This window comes from Dechloromonas sp. HYN0024 (assembly GCF_003441615.1).
Lineage (GTDB): Bacteria > Pseudomonadota > Gammaproteobacteria > Burkholderiales > Rhodocyclaceae > Azonexus.
This window is the reverse complement of sequence record NZ_CP031842.1, coordinates 1,261,418-1,286,530: the sequence shown is the minus strand read 5'-3', so window position 1 is coordinate 1,286,530 and position 25,113 is coordinate 1,261,418. Positions and strand designations below refer to the sequence as shown.

The following is a 25,113-nucleotide window of genomic DNA, read 5'->3' as shown; positions in this document are numbered from 1 at the left end:
GAAAATGGCCAGAAAACGCATTTCCATCGTCATTGCCGACGACAACGACATGATGCGCAGCATCCTGCGGGCCATGCTGCGCGGTGAAGAATACGACGTGGTCGGCGAAGCCAACAACGGACAGTTGGCGATCGACATCGTCAAACGCCTGAAGCCGGACATCGTCTGCATGGATGTGATCATGCCGGAGAAGAACGGCATCGATGCCCTGTGCGAGATCAAGGTGAGCAATCCGGCCACCGAAGTGATCATGGTGACGGGCAATTCCGACCCGGAAACGGTTCAGGAATCGATCCAGAACGGGGCCAGCGGCTTCATCATCAAGCCATTCAACGCTGCCCGCGTCCTCGACACGCTGGCCAAGGTCAGCAGCCGCGTCCGCCAGGCCAAGCCCTAGAAGTTAGCCCTAGAAGTTGTTTCGCCAGGCCCGAATGGCGGCGAAAATATCCGTTTTTTCCTGACTCGTTGCCCCTTGCTGCAGGGCTGCCTTGATGACGGTCGGCTCGGCACACCGCAAAAATGGATTGGTCGCCTTTTCCTCGCCAAGCGTCGACGGCACGCTGGGCAGCCCAGCCGCCCGCAACGCCGCCACCTTGTCCACGCGGGCCCGCAAGGCGGCATTTTGCGGCTCGACGGCCAGGGCGAATCGCAGATTCATTTCGGTGTACTCGTGAGCACAATAGACCCGCGTTTCGTCCGGCAAGGCAGCCAGGCGATCAAGCGAGGCCGACATCTGGGCTGGCGTACCCTCGAACAGGCGGCCGCAACCCGCACCGAACAGCGTATCGCCGCATAGCAGCGCGCCCGGCGCGACGTAGGCGAGATGCCCCAGGGTGTGACCGGGAACGGCAATCACTTCGACCTGCTGATCGAGCATATCGATCCGCTCTCCACCATAAAGTGGGCGGGTACCGCCTGAAATAGCCTCATTTCCGGGTGCATGAACATCGACTGGCCAACGTGCTCGCAGTTCGCCGATGCCCCCCTGGTGATCGGCATGGTGATGCGTGATCAGGATGCCTTCCAGCTTCAGACCATCGGCCTCCAGACGGGCAATGACCGGCCCGGCATCGCCAGGATCGACAACGACGGCGCGCTTACCCTCGGTCAGCAGCCAGATGTAATTGTCCTTGAATGCGGGAATGAACGAGATTTCCATATAAGTTACGATCCAAGCCTGAAAAAACAGTCATCTCCCGGCATGGCGATCAGCCGAGACGCCGCAGCGCCATGTGCGAAGCGATCATTGCAGGAATCCGCCGGTCAAGATCGGAGCCCTTTTGGCAGCCGAGCATCAGGTGCAGCAGGCCACTGGTGAAGGCCCAGGTATCCCGGGCAGCGGCTTCTGGATCAAGCCCGCGTCGCAATACATTTTTATCCGCCGCCTTGCCGTAGACGCGTTCCATTTTTTCCAGAAATTCGTAGGCCGGGCGACCGGCCTCCTCCTGAACGGCGGCGAATTCATCGACATATTCGCAGCGCGAAATCATGATCTCGAAGACTTCGCGCACCACCGGGCAATCGTCGAGAACGCGAAAAAATTCCTTGAGCGAGGCTTCGATGGCATCGAGCGGGTTATCGTAAACGTCCGAGAGCAGCAGGGCATCGGTCCGCTCGACCATAGGCGCAAAGACATCCTCGCGCATGGCAAAAAACAACTCCGCCTTGTCCTTGAAATGCCAATAGATCGCCCCGCGGGTTACGCCCGCTTCCTTGGCGATCTTTTCCAGTGTCGAACGGCTGACGCCGCACTGGTGAAACACCGCGCGGGCTGATTCGATAATGTCCTGACGGGTTTTTTCCGCGTCTTCCTTGGTTTTTCTGACCACTTTGATCTCTCCGGGCTTGGCATTTTTTGCCCTTGCCACTGTCCATGTTAAGCCATTGGTCCGATCGCCCAAAATCTTTTACATACATTCGTGTTTGTATATAATAGCCCAAACATTTCACTTTTTGGAGCAAGCCCATGAATTCCGGAACCCTGCCTGAGCGCAAAACGATTTCCATTCTGCTGGGCGCGGCCGTACTGGGCACCACCCTGCTCGCTGGTTGCTCGGACACCAAGCCGGCCGGCCCGCCCGCCATGGGCCCCATGCCGGTCACGGTGCTCGACGTGCAGCCGCAGCGCGTCCCGTCGTCCATTGAAGTCATGGCACAAACCGAAGGCGCCCGTGAAACCGAAGTCCGGGCGCGTGTTGGCGGCATCCTGATCAAGCGCCTCTACCAGGAAGGCGAAACCGTCAAGGCAGGTCAGCCACTGTTCCAGATCGACCGCTCCAGTTATGAAATTGCCCTGGCCGAAGCCAGGGCCAAGGCTGAACAAACCAGCCGCGAAATGAATCGCCTGAAGAGCCTGATTGAAGCCAAGGCCATCAGCCAGAAGGAATACGACGACGCCACTTCGGCCAACGCCATTGCCCTGGCTACGCTCCGCCAGGCCGAGCTTAACCTATCGTGGACAACCGTTACCGCGCCGGTTTCCGGCACGACCGGCCGTGCCGCGAAGTCTGAAGGCAATCTGATCACGGCCGGTGCCGACAGCCTGCTCACATCAATCTATCAAAGCAATCCGATCTGGGTCCGTTTCAGCCTCGGCGACAGCGACCTGGCCAAGCTGGCCGGTGGCCGGGTGACCAGCAAAAACATCAGCGGCGTCGAACTGATCCTGGCCAATGGCACGGTTTATCCCAAGACCGGCAAGCTCAACTTCCTCGCCGGCAACATCGATACGACGCTTGGCACCCAGGCCTTGCGTGCCGAGTTCGACAACAACGACAACCAGCTTTTGCCCGGCCAGTTCGTCCGCATCCGCCTGCTCACCGGGGCGCGCGACGGCGTTTTCCTGGTGCCACAATCAGCCGTCGTGCAGTCCGAGCAGGGGCCGCTCGTCATGCTTGCCGGCGAAGGCGACAAGGTGACGCCGCGCGCCGTGCAGGCCGGCGAATGGCGCGGCAAGGACTGGGTCATCCTGGGCGGCCTCAAGGCCGGTGACAAGGTCATCATCGACAATCTCATGAAGCTGCGTCCGGGTGCTCCGGTCGCTCCGCATCCGCCTGCTGTGCCCGGAGCCGAGCCAGCTGCCAAGCCGGCCCCGAAGGCTTAAGGAGCGGCCATGTCGAAATTCTTCATCAACCGGCCGATTTTCGCCTCGGTCATTTCGATCATTATCATCATTGCCGGCCTGGTCGCCTCGCAGGTGCTGCCCATCGCGCAATACCCGCAGATCGCCCCGCCCACTGTCCTGATCACTGCCAATTACCCGGGCGCGTCGGCCGAAACGCTGGCCAAGACGGTCGCTGCCCCGATCGAGGAGCAGTTGAACGGGGTCGAGAATCTGTCCTATTTCACGTCCTCGGCATCGGCCAACGGCGCCATCACCATCACCGCCACCTTCGATGTCGGCACCAATGTCGACGTCGCTGCAGTCAACGTCAATAACCGCGTCAAGGCCGCCGAACCCCGTCTCCCGGCCGAGGTACGCAACAACGGTGTGATCGTCCAGAAGCGCTCCAACGACATCCTGCAGGTCGTAGCGCTCGATTCCGAGAAAGGCCGCTACAACACGCTCTTCCTCTCCAATTACGCCAGCCTGAACATTGCCGACGAGCTGAAGCGGGTCAAGGGTGTCGGCGACGTCACCATTTTCGGCGCCCAGGATTACTCGATGCGCGTCTGGCTGAAACCGGACCGCATGGCCCAGCTTGGCCTGACGATCAGCGATATTGCCGATGCCATCCGCGCCCAGAATGCCCAGAATGCGGCCGGCAAGATCGGTCAGGAGCCAGCCCCGGCCGACCAGATGCTGGTCTACACCGTGACCGCCAAGGGGCGCCTGCTGACGCCAGAGGAATTCGGCAACATCGTGATCCGTTCCAGCGGGCCCGGGGGCACACTCCGCCTCCGGGATGTTGCTCGCCTCGAGCTGGGTGCCTACAGCTACGACCAGAGCGTGACACTCGATGGGCAGCCGACCATCGCCATGGGCGTCTTCCTGCAGACGGGTGCCAATGCGCTGGACGTTGCCGAAAAAGTGCGCGTCAGGATGGAGGAACTGAAGAAGAAAATGCCGGAAGGCATGGGCTACGTCATCCCCTTCGACACGACGCGTTTCGTTTCCGCCTCCATCCATGAAGTCGTCAAGACGCTCATCGAGGCGATGATCCTGGTCCTCGCCGTCGTCTATATTTTTCTGCAAAGCTGGCGCGCCACGCTGATCCCGATGGTCGCCGTACCGATTTCACTGATCGGCACCTTCGCCGGCCTCTGGCTGTTCGGTTTCTCGATCAACACCCTGACGCTGTTCGCCATGGTGCTGGCGATCGGCATCGTCGTCGATGACGCCATTGTCGTCCTGGAAAACGTCGAACGACTGATGGCCGAAGAAAAGCTGTCGCCGCGAGACGCTGCGATCAAGGCCATGCAGCAGGTTCAGGGCGCGCTGATCGCCATCGTTCTGGTTCTTTGCTCGGTCTTCATTCCGGTTGCCTTCCTCGGCGGCATTGCCGGCCAGCTCTACAAACAATTTGCGGTCACGGTCGCTGTCGCCGTCGTCCTCTCCGGTGTCGTCGCCCTGACGCTGACGCCGGCGCTCTGCGCCCTGCTGCTCAAGGCCCAGCACACCGAACACAAACTGTTCATCCCGTTCAACCGGCTATTCGAGCGATTTACCCGTTCCTACGTCAGCACCGTCGGCCTGACCCTCAAGCACGGAGTTATCGGCGGCATCATTTTTGCACTGGTCATTGCCGCGACCGTCGCCTTCTTTCGCTTCATTCCCGGCAGCTTCGTGCCGGCTGAAGACCAGGGCTACCTGATCTCGGCGCTAATGCTGCCCGATGGCGCAACGCTGAAGCGCACCGAGAAAACCGGCGAAAGCATGCGCCAGATGGTTGCCAACGATCCGGCGGTGGCTCACACCTTCGTCGTTGCCGGCTTCGACCTCATTGGCGGTGGCAACAAACCCAACGCCGGCACCATCTTCATTCCACTCAAGGACTGGAGTGAGCGCGATGCCAAGGCGCAGGACCTGGCCGGCAAGTTCATGGGCATGGGCATGATGCAGCCGGATGGCATGGCATTGGTTTTCAACCCGCCGCCCATCATGGGTCTGGGCACGGCAGGCGGTTTCGAGGTGTACCTGCAGAACCGCATCGATGGCGACAGCAAGAAGCTCAACGAAATCACCCAGCAATTGATCACCGAACTGCAGAAGCGCACCGAGTTCACCCGCATCAGCACTTTCTTCCGGCCAACCGTGCCGCAACTGTTCGTCGAGGTCGATGAAGCGAAGGCGCTGGCTCTCGGCATCCCGCTCAACGAGATTTACCAGACCCTGCAAAGCACCATGGGGGCGCTCTACGTCAATGACTTCAACAAGGCGGGGCGCGTCTACCGTGTGCAGTTGCAGGCCGAAGCCAGCTACCGGATGAAGCCGGACGATCTTGGCAAAGTCTATGTCCGCAGTACGACGACCAAGGCCATGATTCCGCTGTCGGCAGTCAGTACGGTCAGGAACATTGTCGGGCCGGAACAGGTCGAGCGCTTCAACGGCTTTGTCGCCGCCAAGATCATGGGCGACAGCAAGCCCGGCATCAGCTCGGGCGACGCCATCAAGATCGTCGAGGAAGTGGCCGCCGCCACACTGCCCAATGGCTACGAAATTTCGTGGACCGGCCAGGCCTTCCAGGAAAAACGCGCCTCCGGCTCGTCGCTGCAGGCCTTCGTCTTCGCCATCATCATGGTCTTCCTGATCCTCGCCGCCCAGTACGAGAAGTGGTCGCTGCCGGTGGCCGTCATCATGGCTGTTCCCTTTGCCCTGATGGGGGCGCTGACCGGGGTCTGGCTGCGCGGCATGCCGAATGACATCTACTTTCAGATCGGCCTTGTCGTATTGATTGGCCTGGCCTCGAAAAACGCCATCCTGATCGTCGAGTTCGCGGCGCAAAAATACGATGAAGGCAAGACCATCACCGAGGCCGCCCTGGAAGCCGCCCGCCTTCGCCTGCGTCCGATCATCATGACCTCGCTCGCCTTCGTGCTCGGCGTCTTCCCCTTGGTCAAGGCTTCCGGCGCTGGCGCCTCGGCCCGGCAGTCAATGGGTACCGGCGTTTTCGCCGGGATGATCGCGGCGACCTTCATCGCCACCATTTTCATTCCGCTCTTTTTCCAGTGGGTGGAGCACGGCAAGCAAGCAGAGCCGACCGCCTCGACGGAGGAGAATCAAGATGCCTAAGCCACTCATCAAGCACACAAAAATTCACCTTGCGCTGGGGCTATCCGCCGCACTCGTCCTGAGTGGCTGCGCCGTCGGACCCGACTATGTTCGCCCGACGTCGACCCTGCCGCTATCTGCTTCAGCTGACGCCAGCGTCGAAGCGGCCATCAATCCGGCCTGGTGGACACTGTTCGGCGATACCGACCTCAATGCACTGATCGAGCAGACCCTGGCCGCAAACCAGGATCTGCAAGCGGCCATTGCCCGCCTTGAAGCGTCCGAAGCAGCAGCCCGTGAGGCTGGCGCCGACTATGCGCCGCGCCTTGGCCTTGAGGCCAGCACTGCGCGCAGCAAAACCAGCGGCGAAACCTTCAACGGTAAAAAAATTGGCAGCGCCACCTACGACAATTCCCGAGCGGCCTTGTCGCTGAGCTACGAGATTGATCTCTGGGGTCGCCTTCGCCGCAATAACGAAGCGGCTCGCAGCGACGTGCTGGCTAGTCGCTTCGGTCGGGACAGCCTGCGCCTCACGCTGATCGGTCAGGTGACCAACGAATACCTCAATTTGCGCAGTCTGGACGGCCAGATCGAGGTCACGGCACAGACGCTTGAATCCCGTCGGCAAGCCCGGAAAATCGTCGAGGCCCGTCTGCATGCCGGCACCGCCTCGGGCCTCGAACTGGCTCAGGCCGATAGTGCGCTGAATGGCGCCCAGGCACAGTGGAGCCAGTTGCAGCGCCTGCGCGCCCTGTCCGAAAACCAGATTGGCCTACTCAGCGGCCAGCCCGGCCTAAGGATCAGCCCGTCCAGCCTCGATAAACTACCACTGCCGCCAACACCACCGGCCGGTCTGCCGTCCGCTTTACTCGAAGCCCGTCCCGACATCCGCCAGGCCGAAGAAAAGCTGGTCGCCGCGAACGCACGTATCGGTGTCGCCAAGGCGGCCTATTATCCGACCATCAGCCTGACCGGCTTATTCGGCAGTGAAAGCATGGCGCTCTCCAACCTGTTCTCAGGTGGTGCCGGCATATGGTCAGCCGCCATCGGCCTCGCCATGCCGGTCTTCGATGCTGGTCGCACGGGTGCCCGGATTGATCAGGCCACGGCAGCGCAAAAGGAAACACTGGCTAATTACCGGAAGACCGTGCAGACCGCCTTCAAGGAGGTGAACGACGCAATCGTCGGACTGCGAGAATATAGCGAAGAGGAAGCCGCGACTTCGGCTCAGGTTGAGGCGGCGCAACGGGCACTTGATCTGGCTCAGAAGCGTTATGCGGCAGGCTATTCTGGCTACATGGACCTGCTTGATGCCCAACGCACGTTGAACGGCGCTCAATTACAGTATCTGGCTAGCCGCAAGAGCCGCCTGGGCGCTGCGGTCGATCTCTTCAAGGCCCTCGGCGGTGGCTGGGTGTCCAGCTAACTTGTGAGACTCACACATTTATCTCAGGGACCTTGTTGTAGGTCTCATACGCCAAGATTATCCGTGACCTATTGAGCAGACAAAAACCGATAGAAGGACAACGATTTGACTGCAGTTCAAACGCAGCAACATGCCCGCGCAATTCTTCTTTTATCGATTGCCGCATTTGCCAGTGCTGCATCTGCGCGATTATGTGACCCAATGCTGCCTGACTTGGCACACGCATTCTCCGCATCCTCCACAGAGGTTGCGCATGTCGTCTCAGGCTTCTCGGTAGCCTATGGGCTGCTACAGGCGATCTTCGGCCCGCTAGGGGATCGGATCGGCAAATATCGCCTTATTGCATTCACCACACTTGCCTGCACAGTCGGCTCATTGGGGGCAGCGCTGGCCAGCTCACTGGATTTATTGGTTCTCTCGCGCATACTCACCGGCGCAACCGCGGCTGGAATCATTCCTTTGTCGATGGCATGGATAGGGGATACCGTTCCCTATGAAGAACGACAGCCGACTCTGGCTCGCTTTCTCGGCGGACAAATACTCGGGGTCATCGGCGGCCAATTCATCGGAGGTTTCTTTGCCGATACATTGGGCTGGCGCTGGGCATTCGCCTTCCTTTGCTTGGTGTATTTTCTGGTCGGAATATTTGTATTGCTCGAATCCCATCGCAATCCGTCAACGCACCACCAATCAACACCTAGCTCGACAGGGCGTGGCCTTATTGCACAAGCATCGATTGTGTTGGGCACTCCCTGGGCTCGCGTTATCATTGCCGTTGTATTCTTGGAAGGGATGACCGTTTTTGGTGCCCTCGCCTTCGTGCCAACATACCTTCACGAACGCTTTGAACTGACGCTGTCGATGTCTGGCGCACTGGTTGGGTTGTTTGGGGTGGGCGGCTTTTCATATATTGCCTACGCAAAATATTTCGTCCGCCGACTGGGCGAAAAAGGGCTGGCGCTCCTCGGCGGGGTGCTCATTGCCAGCGCCTGGGCATTGCTCGCATTTGGCCCAACCTGGGCCTTTGCCACGGCTGCAGCCTATCTGGCCGGCCTGGGCTTTTACATGCTGCACAACACGCTACAAACCAACGCGACACAAATGGCACCGCAGGTCAGAGGAACATCGGTGTCGTTGTTCGCTTCATCATTTTTTCTCGGGCAATCACTGGGTGTAATACTTGCAGCGAAGCTGCTGGCAACGCAGGGAGCATTTGCGCTATTCATCGCAGCCACCGTACTGATGCCGCTTATTGGCATCGTATTTTCCCGCCTGCTTAGAAATAAGCCGCAATAACGTTACTACCGGTTTCGAGGAGGATCGGCTTGGATACACCCGGTCGATGCCCCCCAGAGACTGCACAAGAAGAATAAACCGACCCGGCCAACCGAATGAGTCCTCGAGAGAGATTCAACGTGAGTCAACCACTTACCTAAAACGCAGAACAACTGTCGAGGGACTGCTTACCACCGAATTGTTATCTGATGTCCTCTGCAATAGGCAGTTGATCGGCCATAACGGCCGATCAATCGGGCAGCATCCGGCACTTACCCGCCATTCAGCCCTGAGAGGTCGCGACGTCAGCTTGGTCATTCATTCAATGAGTACTCCGTGCCCTTTGCTGCCATCCGCCGTCCTTCAAACCAGTCCAGTGAGCCAAACTTAGGTTCAGCCAACCGGACTGCTCCGAAGCGGACCGTGGCAATCTCAGCCTGTCCTCCACAAGCATACGCTCCGGATTGTGTTTAATTTCTGTCGCTAGCACGCCCGTCTATCGAGCTTAGTTGCATTTAACGACAACGGGCTTGGGGCGCATATCCATGCCAACAAAAGACGCAACGCCCTTGTAGTCTGGGGTAAATGTGAATTCTTTTGTTTTGATCTTTTTTGCAGCCACAGCTAATTCCTGTGCGGCTGGGTAAATTAGAGCATAGTCTGCCGTGTTAGGCATGGACTCGAAATGACGAATGCCTTGGTCGAGATCGCTACAATAGGCTGGCGCTCCCGATAGAAATGATTTTTTCTTGCCATCGGCATTAAACTTTCTTTCCGCCTCCATGTCCTTCACCGCCGTGCAGAACCCTAGAATTTGCATGGCAATTGAATTGGGGGCATGCATATCCATCACTTTGCCAGTTGCACCCTCACAGGCTCGTTGCAGCCCACTGACATAGGAGTACATGCTTTGAGTCTCCGAATTGGCCTCATACGTTATGGATTTAGCGAGCTCAATCCATGCCTTTTGCCGTTCCTCAGTAAAGTCGCCGGCAATGGAAGTAATTTCGGCACTTACGAGTGTCGAAAAGCTTGCCAACGCCAAAATGGATACTAACGATGAAATTTGTCTGACTTTATTCACAACGAGACTCCTCTGTTCCAATCATAAATTTGCAAGACATCCTGACCCTTGAGCGATGACGCAGTATAGCAATTTCATTATCTAAAACGCATTTTCAGTTTCTCCCTATGGGGACAAATCTTGGGGAACGACTGCATATGGAATTCATGCCTGACCAGCTACTCCTGGCCAGTTGTACTCAATCACATACCCGCCGCATTACAGACGTTGAAATTTTCGGGGCTGGGCGGACGGCGGCTTACTGGGTCGCCTAAGCTTGGCCATAGAATAGAGACCAATTAATCGGGAAAAGGCGAAGAATTCAATCGTCTCGATTTCCTGCCTAAATAACAAAGCATCCTTCGAGGATGTAACGAAGACAAGCGAAACCATGAAAAAATTGCCAAATCAATCACGAGCCAGTTATCTGAATGGGACGTTTTTACTGCCAATTGGGCTGCTCGGACTGCCATTCGCCGCACCGGCAATGGCTGATAGCGTGATTGAACGCAGCTTTGCCTTGGTCCGCGAAAGCGCCCCGTCTGTCGCCCCCGGCACGGTGATCAATAAAGCCAATGTCGACCAATATCGCGAGTTTCTTGATGCGGGGATGATCCTCGCCCTGCGCAACGGCTGGTACGACATCAAGGTGGCACCAAGCACCTCCTTCGACGTTGATAAGGCTTATATCGCGGTCACCGAAAGGGAAGCCAAAAAATCCCCGGCCCGGCTGGGAGACAAACCCGGCGAAATACTTGGCTATACCGGTGGCCGCCCCTTCCCCGAAGAGCCTCAGACAAGCGATCCGCGCGCCGGGGAAAAGATCGCCTGGAATTTTCGCTACGCGCACGGTGATGGCGGCGCCATCCTGCCCATTCTGTGGAAGTACCGCAATCTGCTGAGCGGTCAGGTTGAACGCTTGTTGCGGGTTGAGGTGCGTTTCCTGAAATTCAAGTATCGGACGACGGCCAGCCCCATACCGGACGTCACGCCCAACCCTTCCAATATCTATGCGGCCAGCTACCTGAAGGTCTTCGAACCGACCGATTTCAAGAATACCCAGCTCCTGATCCAGCGCTTTGACGACGATGCCAGGCAGGATGATGCCTACATGTATTTTGGCTTTCAGCGCCGGGTCCGTCGCCTGGCCACGGGTCAAACGACAGATGCTTTCCTCGGTTCCGATGTCATGATTGAAGATTTTGATGGCTACAACGCCCGGATCTCCGAAATGAAGTGGACCTACAAGGAGACCCGGCAGTTATTGATGCCCTTCTACAACCACAATGACTTGAAACTCTCCGATGAATTCAAGGATCCGGACGGCTTTCAATATGTGAATTTCAGCGGACAAGGAGGCTGTTTCCCCGACATCGCCTGGCAGATGCGCAAGGTTCATGTCGTTGAAGCCGAACCGGTCATGCCGGCCCACCCTGTCAGCAAGCGTATTTTCTATTTCGATGCGCAAACCTATGCCATTGCCCGCACGCTGATTTATGACCGCAAGGGCGAACTCTGGAAAATCGCCATTCTCGGCAAATCGCATCCCGATCACCATCTGCCGGGCAACAAGGGTACCGGGGTTCCCCTCAATGACTCAGGCGCAATGATCGACGTCCAGGCCAAACATTGTTCGACCGGCCAATTCAAGACCCTGGCCCAACCCGGGCTCAGTCCAAACGGGCTATTCCAGGTACAGAACCTGCGCGGAGGGGATTAAGACTGCTGGCTGCTTAGCCAACAACGCATCGGCCAATGTCGCCGTTCGGTTGGCAATCGGGTTCGGTCAGCAATGAGGGAGTTTGCTGTCGCTCGTTTGCCAAACAGGCCGGGCGACAGCAGGAAAGACTGATCGCATGAAATTCACCCTTGGGCAAACGAAATTGATGGAAAAGCTCAGCTATTATCTAGGCTTGGTTCTGAACACCTTGAATCTCGCAAAAGCAGAGGTTTGCGACTAAGCGAATTGCCAATCTGAGGCCAGCCTGTGTCGACCTATCGCGTCAATCTGCATCAAGCCATCTACTCCTTGTCAGATGCTCTCGATCTCGTCGGTGTTACGCATATTCACCACGGCAAGCGGGTAGCCTACATCGCAGCAGAATGCGGCAAAAAGCTGGGGTGGTCTGGGCGGCGTCTGGACGACCTCTTTCAAGCGGCCATCCTGCACGATTGCGGCGTCTCGAAAACCGTCATCCATTCCCGCCTGGCTCAGCTGGAATGGGAAAACGAACACGAACACTGCGTCATCGGCCATGCCCTGCTTGGTCAATGCCCGCAGCTAGCGAAGCTGGCCGATGTCGTCCTGCACCATCACACCCATTGGTCTGTTCTCAAGGATCTAGACCTCCCCGAAGAAACCCGGCTTAACGCCAGTTGCATCTATCTCGCTGACCGCATCGATATTCTGACGCTGGGTAACCTCAAGGATAACTCCAACATTCTGCTCGGTGTGCGGGACACCTGCCGACAGGTCATCGAGCACAAAAATGAATGGTTCCATCCCGAGATGGTCGAGGTTTTTCTCGAACTGGCCAGTTCAGAAGCCTTCTGGTTTCGCCTTGAAAGCGAGCAGGTCGCTGGCTATGCGGCGACCTGGGTCGGTTGCGAAAGCGAGGGGCAGCTTGAATTCTCCGATCTGCGCAGTCTCATGCATGTCTTCTCGGTGATTGTTGACGCGAAAAGTCCCTACACGCAAAGACACTCGGATGCTGTAGCACGCCTGGCCCGCTACATCGGCGAAAAGATGGGCCTCTCGCCCCGGACCTGCGAACTTCTGGAACTGGCCGGCCTGCTGCACGACCTGGGCAAACTCCGGGTCCCCGATAACTATCTCGACAAGCCCGGCAAGCTCACACCCGAGGAATACGCCATCGTTCGTCGGCACAGCTTCGATACCTTTAATATCCTGAAAAACATCAGTGGCCTGGAAGAAGTAGCTCAATGGGCCTCGCAGCACCACGAACGGATTGATGGCTCGGGTTACCCCTATCATTTGCAGAAAGCCGAACTCTCACTCGAAGCCCGCATCATCGCTGTTGCCGATGTCTTTCAAGCGCTCGAGCAGCACCGCCCCTACCGCGGCCCGCTACCGGCCAAGGACATTCTCGACATTCTGCAGGAAGAGGTAGAACAGGGAAAACTCGATGCCGAGGTCGTGGCCAGTGTAGAAGCCAACCTCGAACAATGCTGGGCCGTTGGCTTTAGCAAATGACGGTATGCAAGATGGCACAAGCAGCCTGATCCGCCGCGTGGTCGTAGCCTTTGCGCCCCCCCTGACCGCTTGATTTTGCTTTGACGGATGACGGGCTGACAGGGGCATTGATACACTCGCGACCCTCGGCCATGAGTGCGAAGAACAGCGAAGATTTACGCCGATCCAAGGTCAGGATGGATAGCGGTTAAAATCCCGGAACTGGCCTGGTCGTTATGGCGCCGGTTATTGAACTGGATATTGAACGAACGCAAAAATCGTTGCGGCAAAAGGCATTTCAAATCAACGCAGGAATGAACGAAATTTCAACCATGCCGGAACTCTCGAGTGCAGCACCCCGGATGTCAATTCCCGGACTCGATGCCTGGCTGTCCACGGCACCCGGCCGTTATGTGCTGGACTGGGAACAGCGCCAGCTCGACGCTGCCGTGGCTGACGTTTTTGGCTTCCATGCCCTGCAACTGGGGCTACCCCACGGCGACTTTCTGCGTGCCAACCGGATTCCCCTGCGCCTCAAGGCCGGCGAGTTCGGTGCCATCGATCTGCAGTGTGACTGCACTGCCCTGCCGTTCGCCTCGCTGAGCACCGATCTGGTCGTGCTCCCCCATATCCTCGAATTCAGCGACCAGCCGCACCAGATCCTGCGCGAAGTCGAGCGCATCCTGATTCCCGAGGGCCAGGTCATCATCGTCGGCTTCAATCCCATTTCACTGTGGGGTGCCAAACGCAAATTCGACCGCAGTGGCGAGTTTCCCTGGAACGGCAGTTTTCTCTCGGTCAACCGCCTCAAGGACTGGCTCAAGCTGCTTGGCTTCGAAGTCGACCGGGGCACCCTGGGCTGCTACCTGCCACCGGTCGACCAACTCAAATGGCTGCAAGGTCTGCAATTCATCGAATCAGCCGGCAACCGCTGGTGGAATTTTGCTGGTGGGGTATACGTGCTGCGCGCCATTAAGCGCGTCCATGGCATGCATCTGATCACCCCCAACTGGCGTAACAAGTCGGTGCGCGCCAAGGCGCTGCGCCCGATTGCTCAAAAGGAATCCAATGAAGGCCACTGAAGAAACCGTCGAAATATTTACCGATGGCGCCTGCAAGGGCAATCCCGGCCCAGGCGGCTGGGGTGCTATCCTGCGTCTCGGGCAGCACGAAAAGGAGTTGTGGGGAGGCGAAAAGGAAACGACCAATAACCGCATGGAACTGACCGCGGCAATCCGCGCCATCGAAGCGCTCAAGCGTCCGATCGGCGGCAAGATCTACACCGACTCGCAGTATGTGCTGAAGGGTATCAACGAGTGGATTCACGGCTGGAAACGCAACGGCTGGAAGACTTCCGACAAGAAGCCCGTAAAGAATGCCGACCTCTGGCAACAGCTCGATGCCCAGGTCAAATTGCACAAGCTGGAATGGGTCTGGGTCAAGGGCCACGCCGGGCATCCGGAAAACGAACGGGCCGACGCCCTGGCCAATCGCGGCATTGACGAATTGAGAAACGGGGAAGCGGCATGAGACAGATCGTCCTCGACACCGAAACCACCGGCCTTGACCCACGCTCGGGTCACCGCATCATTGAAGTTGCCTGTATCGAGATGGTGAATCGGCGCTTTACCGGCCACCACCTGCACAAATACATCAACCCCGAGCGCGAGATTGATGAAGGCGCCCAGGCCGTACACGGGATCACCCTCGAATTCCTTGCTGACAAGCCAAAATTTGCCGACATCGCCGATGAGTTCCTCGAATTCATTAATGGTGCCGAACTGATCATCCATAACGCGCCCTTCGACATCGGCTTTCTGAATGCCGAACTCGACCGCCTCGGCCGCGTGCCGGTCGGCACCATCTGCAACGGGGTGATCGACACCCTGCGCATGGCCAAGGATCTCCACCCCGGCAAGCGCAACAGCCTCGACGCGCTGTGCGAACGCTACGAGATCGACAACTCGAGCCGCACCCTGCACGGCGCCCTGCTTGACACAGAGTTGCTGGCCGATGTGTTCCTCGCCATGACGCGGGGGCAGAACTCGTTGATGATCGAACCGGACGCCGCAGCGCGCCCGAACCTCGGGGCAGACGGCCTGGTTCGCCAGCGCAAGCCGCTCACCGTGCAGCGCGCCTCGCCCGAAGAACTGGCCGAGCATGAACGCGTCCTGAAAGCCATCGACAAGGAGTCGAAAGGCGCCTGCCTATGGCTGGCCAAACCCGACGCCAACGCGGTCTGAGCCCGACATGGTCCCTATCTCCCTACTTATCTGGCTTACTCTCGAAACGGCCGCTTACGTGGCTTTCGGTCGTCAGGTCCTGCACCTCGAATGGCCGTTGGCCATTGTCGGGGCGATCAACTGCTTGCTCGGCCTGCGCTTCTGGATGAATGCCACGACCTGGCTGTTTGCCATGAAATTCGCCTCGCCGGCCCCGGCGCTCGGCGTCGGCCGGCGCTTTGTGATGATGGCCGGCGAGTATTTCGCCTTCCTCCTCACCTTCCTCCTCGTCCTCCCCTTCGAGCCGCTGTGGATGCCGGCCGACCGCCTTCCGCCGGGCCGCAAGCCTATTCTCCTGGTGCATGGTTTCGGCTGCAGTCGCGGCGTCTGGTGGCTGCTGCGCCGCCGCCTGGAGGCAGCTGGTCACAGCGTCGCCACGCTTAGCCTGACGCCGCCCTACACCAGCCTCGGCAAATTGGTGCCGCAACTCAACCAGCGTATCGAGGAAGTCTGCGCCACCACCGGCAGCAAACAGGTGACGCTGATCGCCCACAGTATGGGTGGCCTGATCTGCCGCTCCTACCTGGCTCGCCACGGCAACAAAAAGGTTGACCAACTATTCACCCTGGCCACGCCACACAGCGGCAGCGTGCTCTCCCGCCTTGGCCTGGGCCAGAACTCCCGCGAAATGACGCCGGGATCACTGTGGCTGCGCGACATGGCGACCGAACCCTTGAGGGTTCCCACCATCAGCCTGCGCAACCCTTACGACAACTACGTCATGCCTCAGGACAACCAGCGCCTGCCCGGCGCACGTGATGTCGAACTGCCGGTGGCCGGACATATTGCGATGCTTTACGATAAACGCATTGCCCGACTGTTGCTTGACTTGCTGAACCCCAAGACGCCATGAAAATATCCCCTGCTGTCCGCGCCCAGGCGCAGGATCTCCTGGATTTCATCGATGCCAGCCCGAGCCCGTGGCATGCCGTCCAGACTTGTGAAACACGGCTCACGGCAGCCGGCTTCAGTCGACTGGATGAAGCTGAGCGTTGGACCTTGATCCCCGGTAGCCGCCACTACGTCGTACGGGGTGGCGCTTCGATCATTGCCTTCATCGTCGGCAACCAGCCACCAGCAACCACCGGCCTGCGCCTGATCGGCGCTCATACCGACTCGCCCGGACTGCGCCTCAAGCCGAAGCCGGCGGACGATGCTGCCGGCATGGTGCGCCTCGGCGTCGAAGTCTATGGCGGTCCCATCCTCGCCACCTTTGCCGACCGCGACCTGTCGCTGGCTGGCCGCGTCACGGTACGCACCCCCGCTGGTTTCGTGATCCGTCTGATCCGCTTCGACGAACCGTTGCTGCGCCTGCCCAACCTCGCCATCCACATGAATCGCGAGGTTAACGAAAGCGGCCTGAAATTCAACAAGCAGACCGAACTGCCCTTACTGCTCGGTGTTTCGGAAGACGGCACAAAGGCCGAAGCACGTTTCCGTCAGCCCATCGCCGACCGCCTTGGTGTTAAGGCAGACGATCTGCTGACCTGGGAACTCAATGCCTACGACACACAAAAAGGTGTCCTGTGGGGTGTTGAGAGTGAGTTCATCGCCAACAGCCAGCTCGACAACCTGGCCTCCTGCCATGCTGCACTGAGCGCCTTGCTCGCCACCGACCAGCCCGCCGCCACCTGCCTGTGCGCCTTTTTCGATCACGAAGAAGTCGGCAGCGAAAGCGCCACCGGGGCCGGCGGCAGTTTTCTCGTCGATGTCATTGACCGGATGGCCAACAGTGCCAGCCTGGATAGTGAAGACCAGCAACGAATGCTGGCCCGCAGTTTTTTTATCAGCGCCGACATGGCACATGCCTGGCACCCCAACTTTCCCGCCGCCTACGAACCCTGTCACCACGCGCTGGTCAATGCCGGCCCGGTCATCAAGAGCAATGCCAACCAGCGCTACAGCACCAGTGCCGAGACAGCAGCCCGCTTCATGGCCATCTGCGCCAAGGCTGGCGTGCCCTGCCAGCAGTATGCCCACCGCACCGATCTCGGCTGCGGCAGCACCATCGGCCCGATCGTCGCCGCGCGCCTGGGCATCCCCAGCGTGGATGTCGGCTCGCCCATGTGGGCCATGCACAGTGTCCGCGAAAGTGCCGGCGTCCTCGACCACGGCTGCATGATCGCCGCCCTGAGCAGCGCCTTCGATGGTTGAGTTTCTAACCGACGCGCAGGCGCTGGCAGCCGGCACGGCGACGCTGGCCTGGCTCTCGCGAAAGCCGCTGAGCCGGCTTGGCAGCCACGGTTTCTATCGCTTCTTTGCGTGGGAGGCCATACTCGGTCTGCTGGTCCTGAATCGCCAGTTTCTTGACCGCGAGCTGACAACGCTCAACCTGCAGGTCGCTTCACTGCTCCTCCTGATCAGTATCGGCCTGGCCCTCACCGGGCTCCTCACGCTGTATCGGCAGGGCCACCCGGACCGGCAGCGTGACGATCCCTCCTTCTACGCTTTCGAGAAGACGACCCAACTCGTTTCGACGGGCATCTTCGGCTATATCCGCCATCCCATGTACAGCTCGCTGCTGGCCCTGGCCTGGGGCACTTACCTGCTCGACCCCGGACTGACCGGCAGTATCCTCGTCGGGGCGGCCACCCTGTTCCTTTGGCTCACCGCCAGGACAGACGAAAAGGAATGTCTGGCCTATTTTGGTCCGGTCTATGCCGAATACGCCCAGCGCACCAAACGCTTCATCCCCTTTCTATTCTGACGCAGCCGACGTCCCCATCATTTCGTTGCAGGTGGCACGGCCAAAGGTTTCAGCCTTTTTCGGGCTGGAAATCTGCGGCTCTTCGTAGATGCGCCGGATGATGTGATTGGTAATGCGCGCCCCGTCGCTGCCATCCTCATCAAACAACTTCATCGGCCGCCCCTTGTCGCGGTTGTAGAACGCCTGCAGGGCATGATCGCGCACCCGTTCGCAGAAACGGATGCGCTGGGCATCGGGCATGCTGTCGTCGATCTGTCCGGGATGACCGTGCCCCCAGGCCGAGGAAAGAATAAGCAGGACCATCATCCCGATCAAGCTTGAACGCTTCATTCGCCGTGCTCCTGAATCGATGTCAGATAAGCCAGAACATCCTGGATATCCTGCAGATTGAGGGCATTGAGCAAGCCAACCATACCTTCCTCGTCATGCGGCCGGTCGCCCTTCAGATAGAGGTCAACCTGACGCTGCAGATACGGGGTGTATTGCCCGACCAGCATCGGAAACATGCCTCGCCCCCGGCCGCTCTTGCCATGACAGGCGGCGCACTGTTTCTGGTAGATTTTCCCGCCATTGGTCAAATCGCCCTCGGCGCGGGGGACGATCATCACTTTTTCAGCCATCAGCAAGCGGGTCAGCGCATCCTCGGTGCCGACATAGGTCGGCATTTTGGTATCCAGCTCGATACCGGCGAGATAGGCGGCAATGTCCTTGATGTCGGCATCGGACAGCTCACGCTCCTGCGTATAAGGAAACATCGGGATATTGACCCGCGTCCGCGAGCGAAAATTCCTTAACTGGGTTTCGATGTATTTAACCTGCTGCCCCGCAATCCGCGGGTATTCGCCTTTCTTGCCGCCCTGGCCGTTATCGCTGTGACAGGCGGCGCAGGTACCGTTGATTTCCTTGCCTTTTTCAAGGTCGACGGCGCTGGCCGGCAGGTTCAGCACGAGCACCGTCAGCAGTAGTGAAAAGCGAAATACCTTCAGCATGCAGACCAACTCCCAAGGATCAATGCGACGAATTGTCGCACCTCTCAAGCCACTGAAAATTGACACAAATCACGCATAATCCGGGTCATGGCAATAACCCTGAGCACAACCGCAAACTCTGACCACCTGGCCAACCTGCGCCGCCTCGTCCTCGGTCGCTGGGCGGTGCTCGCCGTCCTGGCGCAACTCATTCTGGTTGGACCCGGCCTGCTCGACATCCCCGTCCCGCAGACACCGCTCCTGGGTATTGTCGCCATTGCCGGCCTGTTCAATGGCCTGGCGCAATGGCGAACGGCCAGCGCACGCACGGCCACGACAGGCGAAATTTTCAGCCACCTGCTGTTTGATGTCGGGATCCTGAGCGCCGTGGTATTTCTCAGTGGCGGCGCTGCCAACCCCCTTGTCTCGCTGCTTCTGCCACCGGTGGCGGTCGCTGCCCTGACGCTGCCGGGACGCTGGGTGGCGACCATTACCACCATCACCATCGCCGCCTATTCGCTGCTCATGGTTTATTACATCCCCTTGCCAATGGCCGATGCAACCCGGGCGACGCGCCTGCACCTGGGCGGCATGTGGCTGATTTTCGTTGTCTCTACCGTGATGATCGGCTGGGTTATCGTCCGCACCACCCGCATTATTCGCCAGCGCGATGCTGAACTGGCCACCGCCCGCGAACAGGGGCTGCGCGATGAGCGCGTCATGGCGATGGGAACGCTCGCTGCCGGTGCCGCGCATGAACTTGGCACGCCGCTCGGCACGATGGCCCTGCTGGCCGGCGAACTGGCCAACGAAGCCGGTCTAAGCCCGGCAGCCCAAGAGGACATTGCCCTGCTGCGCCAGCAGATCGGTGTCTGCAAGCAGATCATCACCGGCCTCTCACGCCGGGCTGGCGCCGAACGTCTGGAAAACTCGCCGCTGCAGGCTGCCGACCAGTGGCTCGCCGAGGTACGCCAGCATTGGCATGCGGCCCGTCCGCAGGCGAGCAGCCGGCTGATCGTCACCAGCGACGGGACAGCCCCCGATATCGTCGCCGACCCACGCCTCGAACAAGCCGTCCTCAACCTGCTCAACAATGCTGCCAACGCTACCGCCAGCCCGCTTGATATCCGTCTGGGCTGGAGTACCGAAATCCTCAGCATCGACATCCGTGACCACGGTCCCGGCTTTCCTCCCGAGGTACTTGAACTCGGTGGACAAGCCAGCTTTCCCGCCCATGAACGGGGTAGTGGCGTCGGCCTGATGCTGACCCGCAGCGCCGTCGAGCAGCTGGGTGGCAGCTTGACCCTGGCCAACCCCGACGACGGCGGCGCCCTCGCCCGCATTGAACTGCCCCGGACCAAGACATGAACGAACCGACACTGATCATTGACGATGACCCGAGCTTCAACGCCATCCTCGTCCGCACGCTTGAGCGACACGGCCATCCCGCCCACGGCGTGCTCGATCCCGCGTCGGCCCTGGCTGCCGCGCGAGAAACCGGGGCTGAACGCATCGTCCTCGATCTTAATCTCAACGGCAGTTCCGGGCTGGCCCTGATCCCACAATTACTTGCCATCAACCCGGCCTGCCGCATCGTTGTCCTGACCGGCTACGCCAGCATTGCCACAGCCGTCGATGCGGTGAAACTCGGCGCCATCCAGTACCTGGCCAAACCGGTCGAAATAGAAGCCATCCTGAGTGCCTTCGACGATGAAGATGGCCCCGATTTCGAGTTGCCCGCGTCCGATGAGCCGCTGTCAGTCGACCGTCTTGAATGGGAACACATCCAGCGCGTCCTCCACGAAAACGATGGCAATGTTTCAGCCACGGCACGCGCCCTGAAAATGCACCGCCGTACGCTGCAGCGCAAACTTTCAAAGCGCCCGGTCAAAACCTGAGACAAGCGCGCCCGGCTTGGCCGGGCTAGTACTTTATGGTTAGTTTTTACGGCTGGTTTCCGATATGCTGGCAGAAAATCCTTTTCACATGGCGCCTGCGGTATATCTTCGAACCATCCGTCATCAATGCATAGTGACCACCTTCTCAGCAGAAACCCACCCGGGACCCAGGGACAGCTTCTCGACAAGTTCAATCTGGCCCAGGTTGGCTTGCTGTGCCTCGATAAGGATCTGCGGATTCGCGAAGCCAATGCCCTGGCCTGTACCATCGCTGCCTGCCCTGGCGATGCGCTGATCGGCCAGGATATTTTCGCCAGTTTTTTCGGTCAGCATGATGAGGCCACGTGCCGCGCCGTAGCTACCGCTCTCCGTACAACCGGCTACTGGAACGGTGAAATCAGTCTGCGCCGGCCGGATGGATCGCCATACACTGAGCAGATCTCGATCGCCGATGCCGGGACCTGGTCCGGCTCCGACCATGGCTACCTCGCCATCATCACCAACTACACCTGCGCCAGCCAGGCCAGAGAACAAGTCCATCAATTCGCCCACTTCGATGCCCTGACCGGCCTTCCCAACCGCCTGCTGCTAATGGACCGGCTCGAACAGATCATCGCCGCCAACCGGCGAACCGATAGCCTGCTGGCCATCTGCTTCATCGACCTGGACGGTTTCAAACACGTCAATGACAGTCTCGGTCACGATGCGGGCGATGCCCTGCTCATCGAAATCGCCCGGCGCATGCAGGCCTCCTTGCGCAGCGCCGACACCGTCGCCCGCATTGGTGGCGATGAATTCATCGTACTGCTTTCCGTCATTGACAGCGAAGATGAGTGCTACCAGACCATCGAGCGATTGCTCAAGGTGATTGCCGAGCCGTGCACACCGGTGGCCGGCGCGCAGATCCAGGTCAGCGCCAGTATTGGCGTGACCATTTTCCCCGACGACGACAGCGATGGCGAAACCCTGATCCGCCATGCCGACCATGCCATGTACGCCGCCAAACGGGCTGGCAAGAACAGCTACTGCATGTTCGATGCGCGCATGGAACAACGCCTGGAAGCTCGCCAGGACACCTTGCTCCGGGTTTCCCGCGCCATGCGAACGGGGCAGTTCGAGCTGCAATACCAGCCCACACTCGACGTCAGGAGCGGCAGAATTGTTGGCGTTGAAGCGCTGATCCGCTGGAACCATCCGGTACTTGGCTGCCTGCTGCCGGGTGAGTTCATTCCGCTCATCGAGGACAACAGCGCCGCTCTCGAACTCGGCGAATGGGTGATTCGCGAAGCCTTGCGGCAATGCCATGCCTGGCATCAGCGCGGCCTGGATCTGGACGTCAACATCAATCTCTTTGCCCGGCAACTGCAGCATCCCGGCTTTCCCGCCGCACTCGCCCGGATGATTGCCGAAACCTGGCCTGACATGCCGTCCGGCCGCCTGATCCTTGACATCGCCGAACCGACGACGGGCAAGGCCCTCGAGTCGGCGCAAACGGCCATCCGCAGTTGCCGCGCGTTGGGCGCAAACTTTCACCTCGACCAATTCGGCGCTCGCGACTCCGCCCTCAAATCATTGCGCAGCCTCGATCTTGACGGCGTGAAAATCTATCGTACCCTGATCAATGACATGCCCTATGACCGAAGCGCTGCCAGTCTGGTCGAGGGTATCGTCGGCCTTTGTCAGGCGTTCGGTCTGAGCGTCACGGCGGTCGGTGTTGCCAACGAGGATCATCGCTGCGTGTTGAGTCAACTCTCTTGCGATTTCATGCAAGGCAATCAAATCAGCTCTCCATTGCTGGCGCCCGAACTTGAAGAGTGGCTGGCAAGTTTTTCTTCCAATGCGTCAGGAGCAAGGCATGAGTAGCGTTTTCGCTGACATCGAATGGACCGACCAGTTGGTCACCGGCATCCCGGAAATCGACCGGCAGCATCGCTATCTCGTGAGCGCCATCAATGACGCCAAACACAAGCTGCGCGAATTTCCCGACCTCAAGCTGATTGAGCAGATCACCAAGGATCTTCTCGGCTACGCCATCTATCACTTCGAAACCGAAGAGGACATGATGCTTGAGTTCGGCTATGCCGAGGCCAGCACAGCCGACGCCGAGTTGCACCAGAAGCAGCATCGCGATTTTTCTGCCCAGGTGATCTCCGTCCGCGATGCCCTGCGCGCCGGCCACCCGGTTTCAGTCGAGGACCTGCTCGGCTTTCTCAACAGCTGGCTGGTCAATCACATCATGAATACCGACCAGAAACTGGCCACCTTTCTCAGGGAGAAAAAGGCAGCATCCTAAGCAACCAGGTCAACTCGCTCCGAGCAATCGAGCGTCACTGGTTGCTACACCAACGGCAGCCCCCATTCGGCAAGCCTCGCCGGGTACACCGCCCGACCACCAGCCTTAGTGCTTGTGCTCCATCGCCGGCATGCCAGCCGCCATCGGGCGGACGACCCGGGCATCCACCTGCTTGCTGCTGCCATCATCGAAACTCAGGGTAATCGGCACGACATCGCCTTCCTTCATCGCTGCCTTGAGGTCGATCATCATGACGTGCAGGCCGCCCGGCTTGAGCACGGCTTCACCCTTGGCCTTGACCTCAATACTGGCAACCGGCCGCATTTTCATGACGCCACCTTCATTGAGATGGGTATGAAGCTCGGTAATTTTGGAGGCCGGGTTATCTGCCCTGAGCACCTTGGCGTCCTTGTCGCCATTGTTCCTGATCACCATGAAGGCGCCAGTCGCCGGTGCATTGGGGGGGGCCAGCCGGACGTAGGCGTCCTGAACCGAAATCTGGTCGGCAACGCCGGCCAGAACGCCGGCCGAGAACATCAGGCCAACTGCGAGCAGGGACAAGTGCTTCATGCGTCTTTCTCCATCAGTTTATTTTCAGATACTTGCGAATCGCGACGACCACCTGATCGGGTGGCGTGGCATGGACCATCTTGCCAACCAGTTGGCCATCCGTGCCAACAATGAAGGTGTCGGACGAGTGATCAACGACATAACCACCACCCGACGTTTCAACTTTCTGTTCGGCGTAAAAAACGCCATAACGCTTGGCAATCTCAGCAATGACTTCAGGCGCTCCGGTCGCCCCGACCATGGCCGGGTGGAAAAACTCGGCGTATTCCTTCAAACGCTCCGGCGTATCGCGTTTCGGATCAACCGACACAAAAATCATCGCCACCCTCGCCACTTCCTCGGGCTTAAGTTGCTTGAGCCCTTCTGCCGTAGCCGCCAGGGAGGTCGGACAGACATCCGGGCAATAGGTATAGCCAAAATAGAGGAGCACGAGTTTGCCGCGAAAATCACTCAGTGAAACCGGCCCGCTCGCTGACTGCAGCGTGAAATCGCCGCCGGCCGCAATCGCCGCACTGGGCAAGGGCCTTTCCGGCATTTCCGGCTGCCACATCAGGGCTACCCCGGCAATCAGCAAGGCCAGCGTGGCGGCAATGAAAATCAGGATGCGTTCGGACATCAGTGATTGTGCTCCACGGTCGAAAAGCGGTACGGAATTGCTACCCGCTCGCTACCTGTTTCGATCAGGACGGTCGCCTGCCAATCCATTTGCCCGGTGATGCAGACCGGCAAAGTCACCTCGGCAACATGGCGACCTGCGCCGCGATCAGCCAGCAGAGGCCGGTTCAGGCCCATGTTCATCTCGGTACCGGCGAAATCAACTTCAACACGGGTCGGCGAAAAACCGGTGGTCGTGACCTCCACTTCAAATGGCTTGACCAGCGGCACCGGGCGCGTGCCCATCGCCAGACTGACCGTACCGCCAGATGGCAGGGCAACGCTGCAGGCTTGCCGCTGCAGACTGCAGACGGGGTCGGGCTGCACCGTGACATCCGCCTTGGGCAAGAGCATCGGCGAGAGTTTGTAGCCAACGACGACAATCAGCGCGATCAGCTCCAGGCCTATGACATCGATCAGTATTTTCTTGTTCACTAGTTTGCTTCTGGGGTTCGAGCCAATCGGAATCCCTGCATTTTCGCCGAATGCATCTGTTTGGATTTAGCAGACATCAATTCTTTCACACTCTGCGAAGAATACAGTGTGCGGCAAATTGTCGCAGCGTAGCCATGT

The 25,113-nt window shown here is 59.1% G+C and carries 25 protein-coding genes; 17 read left to right on the top strand and 8 right to left on the bottom strand.

Translation table 11 applies throughout. The features are described 5' to 3' along the window. The first annotated feature begins 4 nt into the window (after window positions 1–4). Window positions 5–397, top strand: coding sequence for a response regulator (locus tag HYN24_RS06120; RefSeq protein ID WP_117608427.1), 393 nt, complete (start codon window positions 5–7; stop codon window positions 395–397). 9 nt (window positions 398–406) lie between these two features. On the opposite strand, the gene gloB is transcribed toward HYN24_RS06120, so the two are convergent. Together gloB and HYN24_RS06110 are read right to left on the bottom strand one after the other, a co-directional pair. Continuing rightward, window positions 407–1,159 carry a hydroxyacylglutathione hydrolase gene (gene gloB, locus HYN24_RS06115; RefSeq protein WP_117608426.1) on the bottom strand — a complete coding sequence of 251 codons (753 nt, stop codon included), beginning with the start codon at window positions 1,157–1,159 and terminating at the stop codon, window positions 407–409. A 49-nt stretch (window positions 1,160–1,208) separates the two neighbouring features. Beyond that, the gene (locus HYN24_RS06110) at window positions 1,209–1,829 is read right to left on the bottom strand and encodes a TetR family transcriptional regulator (RefSeq protein WP_117610227.1); all 621 of its coding nucleotides are present in this window, start codon (window positions 1,827–1,829) and stop codon (window positions 1,209–1,211) included. 137 nt (window positions 1,830–1,966) lie between these two features. Between HYN24_RS06110 and HYN24_RS06105 the strand changes: the two genes are divergently transcribed. The 4 genes from HYN24_RS06105 to HYN24_RS06090 all read left to right on the top strand — a co-directional run bounded on the left by HYN24_RS06105 (window position 1,967) and on the right by HYN24_RS06090 (window position 8,933). Further along, window positions 1,967–3,103, top strand: coding sequence for an efflux RND transporter periplasmic adaptor subunit (locus HYN24_RS06105; protein WP_117608425.1), 1,137 nt, complete (start codon window positions 1,967–1,969; stop codon window positions 3,101–3,103). A gap of 9 nt (window positions 3,104–3,112) precedes the next feature. Then, on the top strand, window positions 3,113–6,232 hold the full coding sequence (locus HYN24_RS06100; protein WP_117608424.1) for an efflux RND transporter permease subunit: 3,120 nt from the start codon (window positions 3,113–3,115) through the stop codon (window positions 6,230–6,232). After that, the gene (locus HYN24_RS06095) at window positions 6,225–7,637 is read left to right on the top strand and encodes an efflux transporter outer membrane subunit (protein ID WP_117608423.1); all 1,413 of its coding nucleotides are present in this window, start codon (window positions 6,225–6,227) and stop codon (window positions 7,635–7,637) included. The genes HYN24_RS06100 and HYN24_RS06095 overlap by 8 nt, the downstream gene beginning before the upstream one ends. 105 nt (window positions 7,638–7,742) lie before the next feature. Then, the gene (locus HYN24_RS06090) at window positions 7,743–8,933 is read left to right on the top strand and encodes an MFS transporter (protein ID WP_117608422.1); all 1,191 of its coding nucleotides are present in this window, start codon (window positions 7,743–7,745) and stop codon (window positions 8,931–8,933) included. A 484-nt stretch (window positions 8,934–9,417) separates the two neighbouring features. Here the strand turns inward: HYN24_RS06090 and HYN24_RS06085 are convergent, their stop codons facing one another. Further along, a complete protein-coding gene (locus HYN24_RS06085; RefSeq protein WP_162888615.1) occupies window positions 9,418–9,996 on the bottom strand; it encodes a hypothetical protein in 579 nt (192 codons plus the stop codon). Window positions 9,997–10,474: 478 nt separating this feature from the next. Between HYN24_RS06085 and HYN24_RS06080 the strand changes: the two genes are divergently transcribed. The 8 genes from HYN24_RS06080 (at window position 10,475) to HYN24_RS06045 (ending at window position 18,157) form a co-directional block, all read left to right on the top strand. Then, window positions 10,475–11,695 (top strand): DUF1329 domain-containing protein, encoded by a 1,221-nt coding sequence (locus HYN24_RS06080; protein ID WP_240327746.1) that lies wholly within the window; start codon window positions 10,475–10,477, stop codon window positions 11,693–11,695. Window positions 11,696–11,962: 267 nt separating this feature from the next. Then, entirely contained in the window at window positions 11,963–13,189 is a 1,227-nt protein-coding gene (locus tag HYN24_RS06075; RefSeq protein WP_117608419.1) for an HD domain-containing phosphohydrolase, read from the top strand. 341 nt (window positions 13,190–13,530) lie between these two features. Then, window positions 13,531–14,250 (top strand): class I SAM-dependent methyltransferase, encoded by a 720-nt coding sequence (locus HYN24_RS06070; protein WP_117610226.1) that lies wholly within the window; start codon window positions 13,531–13,533, stop codon window positions 14,248–14,250. Beyond that, window positions 14,237–14,698, top strand: a complete 462-nt coding sequence (rnhA, locus tag HYN24_RS06065; RefSeq protein WP_117608418.1) for a ribonuclease HI — start codon at window positions 14,237–14,239, stop codon at window positions 14,696–14,698. Before HYN24_RS06070 ends, rnhA begins: the two co-directional genes overlap by 14 nt. Continuing rightward, window positions 14,695–15,411 (top strand): DNA polymerase III subunit epsilon, encoded by a 717-nt coding sequence (dnaQ, locus tag HYN24_RS06060; protein ID WP_117608417.1) that lies wholly within the window; start codon window positions 14,695–14,697, stop codon window positions 15,409–15,411. Before rnhA ends, dnaQ begins: the two co-directional genes overlap by 4 nt. 7 nt (window positions 15,412–15,418) lie before the next feature. Beyond that, window positions 15,419–16,303: a triacylglycerol lipase gene (locus HYN24_RS06055; RefSeq protein WP_117608416.1), complete on the top strand. Its 885-nt coding sequence runs from the start codon at window positions 15,419–15,421 to the stop codon at window positions 16,301–16,303. Continuing rightward, window positions 16,300–17,604 carry a M18 family aminopeptidase gene (locus tag HYN24_RS06050; RefSeq protein ID WP_117608415.1) on the top strand — a complete coding sequence of 435 codons (1,305 nt, stop codon included), beginning with the start codon at window positions 16,300–16,302 and terminating at the stop codon, window positions 17,602–17,604. Before HYN24_RS06055 ends, HYN24_RS06050 begins: the two co-directional genes overlap by 4 nt. Further along, window positions 17,597–18,157, top strand: a complete 561-nt coding sequence (locus tag HYN24_RS06045) for an isoprenylcysteine carboxylmethyltransferase family protein (protein ID WP_117608414.1) — start codon at window positions 17,597–17,599, stop codon at window positions 18,155–18,157. Before HYN24_RS06050 ends, HYN24_RS06045 begins: the two co-directional genes overlap by 8 nt. Here HYN24_RS06045 and HYN24_RS06040 read toward each other — a convergent pair. Together HYN24_RS06040 and HYN24_RS06035 are read right to left on the bottom strand one after the other, a co-directional pair. After that, window positions 18,149–18,487 (bottom strand): hypothetical protein, encoded by a 339-nt coding sequence (locus HYN24_RS06040; protein ID WP_117608413.1) that lies wholly within the window; start codon window positions 18,485–18,487, stop codon window positions 18,149–18,151. The genes HYN24_RS06045 and HYN24_RS06040 overlap by 9 nt on opposite strands. After that, entirely contained in the window at window positions 18,484–19,146 is a 663-nt protein-coding gene (locus tag HYN24_RS06035; RefSeq protein WP_117608412.1) for a c-type cytochrome, read from the bottom strand. The genes HYN24_RS06040 and HYN24_RS06035 overlap by 4 nt, the downstream gene beginning before the upstream one ends. 87 nt (window positions 19,147–19,233) lie before the next feature. On the opposite strand from HYN24_RS06035, the gene HYN24_RS06030 reads away from it, so the two are divergent. The 4 genes from HYN24_RS06030 to HYN24_RS06015 all read left to right on the top strand — a co-directional run bounded on the left by HYN24_RS06030 (window position 19,234) and on the right by HYN24_RS06015 (window position 23,316). Continuing rightward, on the top strand, window positions 19,234–20,493 hold the full coding sequence (locus HYN24_RS06030; RefSeq protein WP_117608411.1) for an ATP-binding protein: 1,260 nt from the start codon (window positions 19,234–19,236) through the stop codon (window positions 20,491–20,493). Continuing rightward, window positions 20,490–21,023, top strand: coding sequence for a response regulator transcription factor (locus HYN24_RS06025; RefSeq protein ID WP_117608410.1), 534 nt, complete (start codon window positions 20,490–20,492; stop codon window positions 21,021–21,023). Before HYN24_RS06030 ends, HYN24_RS06025 begins: the two co-directional genes overlap by 4 nt. 126 nt (window positions 21,024–21,149) lie before the next feature. Further along, the gene (locus HYN24_RS06020; RefSeq protein ID WP_117608409.1) at window positions 21,150–22,886 is read left to right on the top strand and encodes a bifunctional diguanylate cyclase/phosphodiesterase; all 1,737 of its coding nucleotides are present in this window, start codon (window positions 21,150–21,152) and stop codon (window positions 22,884–22,886) included. Beyond that, window positions 22,879–23,316 (top strand): bacteriohemerythrin, encoded by a 438-nt coding sequence (locus tag HYN24_RS06015; RefSeq protein WP_162888614.1) that lies wholly within the window; start codon window positions 22,879–22,881, stop codon window positions 23,314–23,316. The genes HYN24_RS06020 and HYN24_RS06015 overlap by 8 nt, the downstream gene beginning before the upstream one ends. A gap of 105 nt (window positions 23,317–23,421) precedes the next feature. On the opposite strand, the gene HYN24_RS06010 is transcribed toward HYN24_RS06015, so the two are convergent. The 3 genes from HYN24_RS06010 to HYN24_RS06000 are packed head-to-tail and all read right to left on the bottom strand — an operon-like array spanning window position 23,422 to window position 24,975. After that, on the bottom strand, window positions 23,422–23,886 hold the full coding sequence (locus tag HYN24_RS06010) for a copper chaperone PCu(A)C (RefSeq protein WP_117608407.1): 465 nt from the start codon (window positions 23,884–23,886) through the stop codon (window positions 23,422–23,424). Window positions 23,887–23,899: 13 nt separating this feature from the next. Further along, window positions 23,900–24,502: an SCO family protein gene (locus tag HYN24_RS06005; protein ID WP_117608406.1), complete on the bottom strand. Its 603-nt coding sequence runs from the start codon at window positions 24,500–24,502 to the stop codon at window positions 23,900–23,902. Further along, window positions 24,502–24,975 carry a hypothetical protein gene (locus HYN24_RS06000; RefSeq protein ID WP_117608405.1) on the bottom strand — a complete coding sequence of 158 codons (474 nt, stop codon included), beginning with the start codon at window positions 24,973–24,975 and terminating at the stop codon, window positions 24,502–24,504. The genes HYN24_RS06005 and HYN24_RS06000 overlap by 1 nt, the downstream gene beginning before the upstream one ends. Between the last annotated feature and the right edge of the window lie 138 nt (window positions 24,976–25,113).

What these genes read in the sequence shown, in the direction of transcription:
- HYN24_RS06015 (WP_162888614.1), top strand. Translation starts at nt 22,879, where the DNA reads ATGAGTAGCGTTTTCGCTGACATCGAATGGACCGACCAGTTGGTCACC.
- HYN24_RS06035 (WP_117608412.1), bottom strand. Translation starts at nt 19,146, where the DNA reads ATGCTGAAGGTATTTCGCTTTTCACTACTGCTGACGGTGCTCGTGCTG.
- HYN24_RS06020 (WP_117608409.1), top strand. Translation starts at nt 21,150, where the DNA reads ATGCATAGTGACCACCTTCTCAGCAGAAACCCACCCGGGACCCAGGGA.
- HYN24_RS06070 (WP_117610226.1), top strand. Translation starts at nt 13,531, where the DNA reads ATGTCAATTCCCGGACTCGATGCCTGGCTGTCCACGGCACCCGGCCGT.
- HYN24_RS06050 (WP_117608415.1), top strand. Translation starts at nt 16,300, where the DNA reads ATGAAAATATCCCCTGCTGTCCGCGCCCAGGCGCAGGATCTCCTGGAT.
- HYN24_RS06105 (WP_117608425.1), top strand. Translation starts at nt 1,967, where the DNA reads ATGAATTCCGGAACCCTGCCTGAGCGCAAAACGATTTCCATTCTGCTG.
- rnhA (WP_117608418.1), top strand. Translation starts at nt 14,237, where the DNA reads ATGAAGGCCACTGAAGAAACCGTCGAAATATTTACCGATGGCGCCTGC.
- HYN24_RS06095 (WP_117608423.1), top strand. Translation starts at nt 6,225, where the DNA reads ATGCCTAAGCCACTCATCAAGCACACAAAAATTCACCTTGCGCTGGGG.
- HYN24_RS06010 (WP_117608407.1), bottom strand. Translation starts at nt 23,886, where the DNA reads ATGAAGCACTTGTCCCTGCTCGCAGTTGGCCTGATGTTCTCGGCCGGC.
- HYN24_RS06055 (WP_117608416.1), top strand. Translation starts at nt 15,419, where the DNA reads ATGGTCCCTATCTCCCTACTTATCTGGCTTACTCTCGAAACGGCCGCT.
- HYN24_RS06120 (WP_117608427.1), top strand. Translation starts at nt 5, where the DNA reads ATGGCCAGAAAACGCATTTCCATCGTCATTGCCGACGACAACGACATG.
- HYN24_RS06045 (WP_117608414.1), top strand. Translation starts at nt 17,597, where the DNA reads ATGGTTGAGTTTCTAACCGACGCGCAGGCGCTGGCAGCCGGCACGGCG.
- HYN24_RS06030 (WP_117608411.1), top strand. Translation starts at nt 19,234, where the DNA reads ATGGCAATAACCCTGAGCACAACCGCAAACTCTGACCACCTGGCCAAC.
- dnaQ (WP_117608417.1), top strand. Translation starts at nt 14,695, where the DNA reads ATGAGACAGATCGTCCTCGACACCGAAACCACCGGCCTTGACCCACGC.
- HYN24_RS06100 (WP_117608424.1), top strand. Translation starts at nt 3,113, where the DNA reads ATGTCGAAATTCTTCATCAACCGGCCGATTTTCGCCTCGGTCATTTCG.
- HYN24_RS06025 (WP_117608410.1), top strand. Translation starts at nt 20,490, where the DNA reads ATGAACGAACCGACACTGATCATTGACGATGACCCGAGCTTCAACGCC.
- HYN24_RS06005 (WP_117608406.1), bottom strand. Translation starts at nt 24,502, where the DNA reads ATGTCCGAACGCATCCTGATTTTCATTGCCGCCACGCTGGCCTTGCTG.
- gloB (WP_117608426.1), bottom strand. Translation starts at nt 1,159, where the DNA reads ATGGAAATCTCGTTCATTCCCGCATTCAAGGACAATTACATCTGGCTG.
- HYN24_RS06040 (WP_117608413.1), bottom strand. Translation starts at nt 18,487, where the DNA reads ATGAAGCGTTCAAGCTTGATCGGGATGATGGTCCTGCTTATTCTTTCC.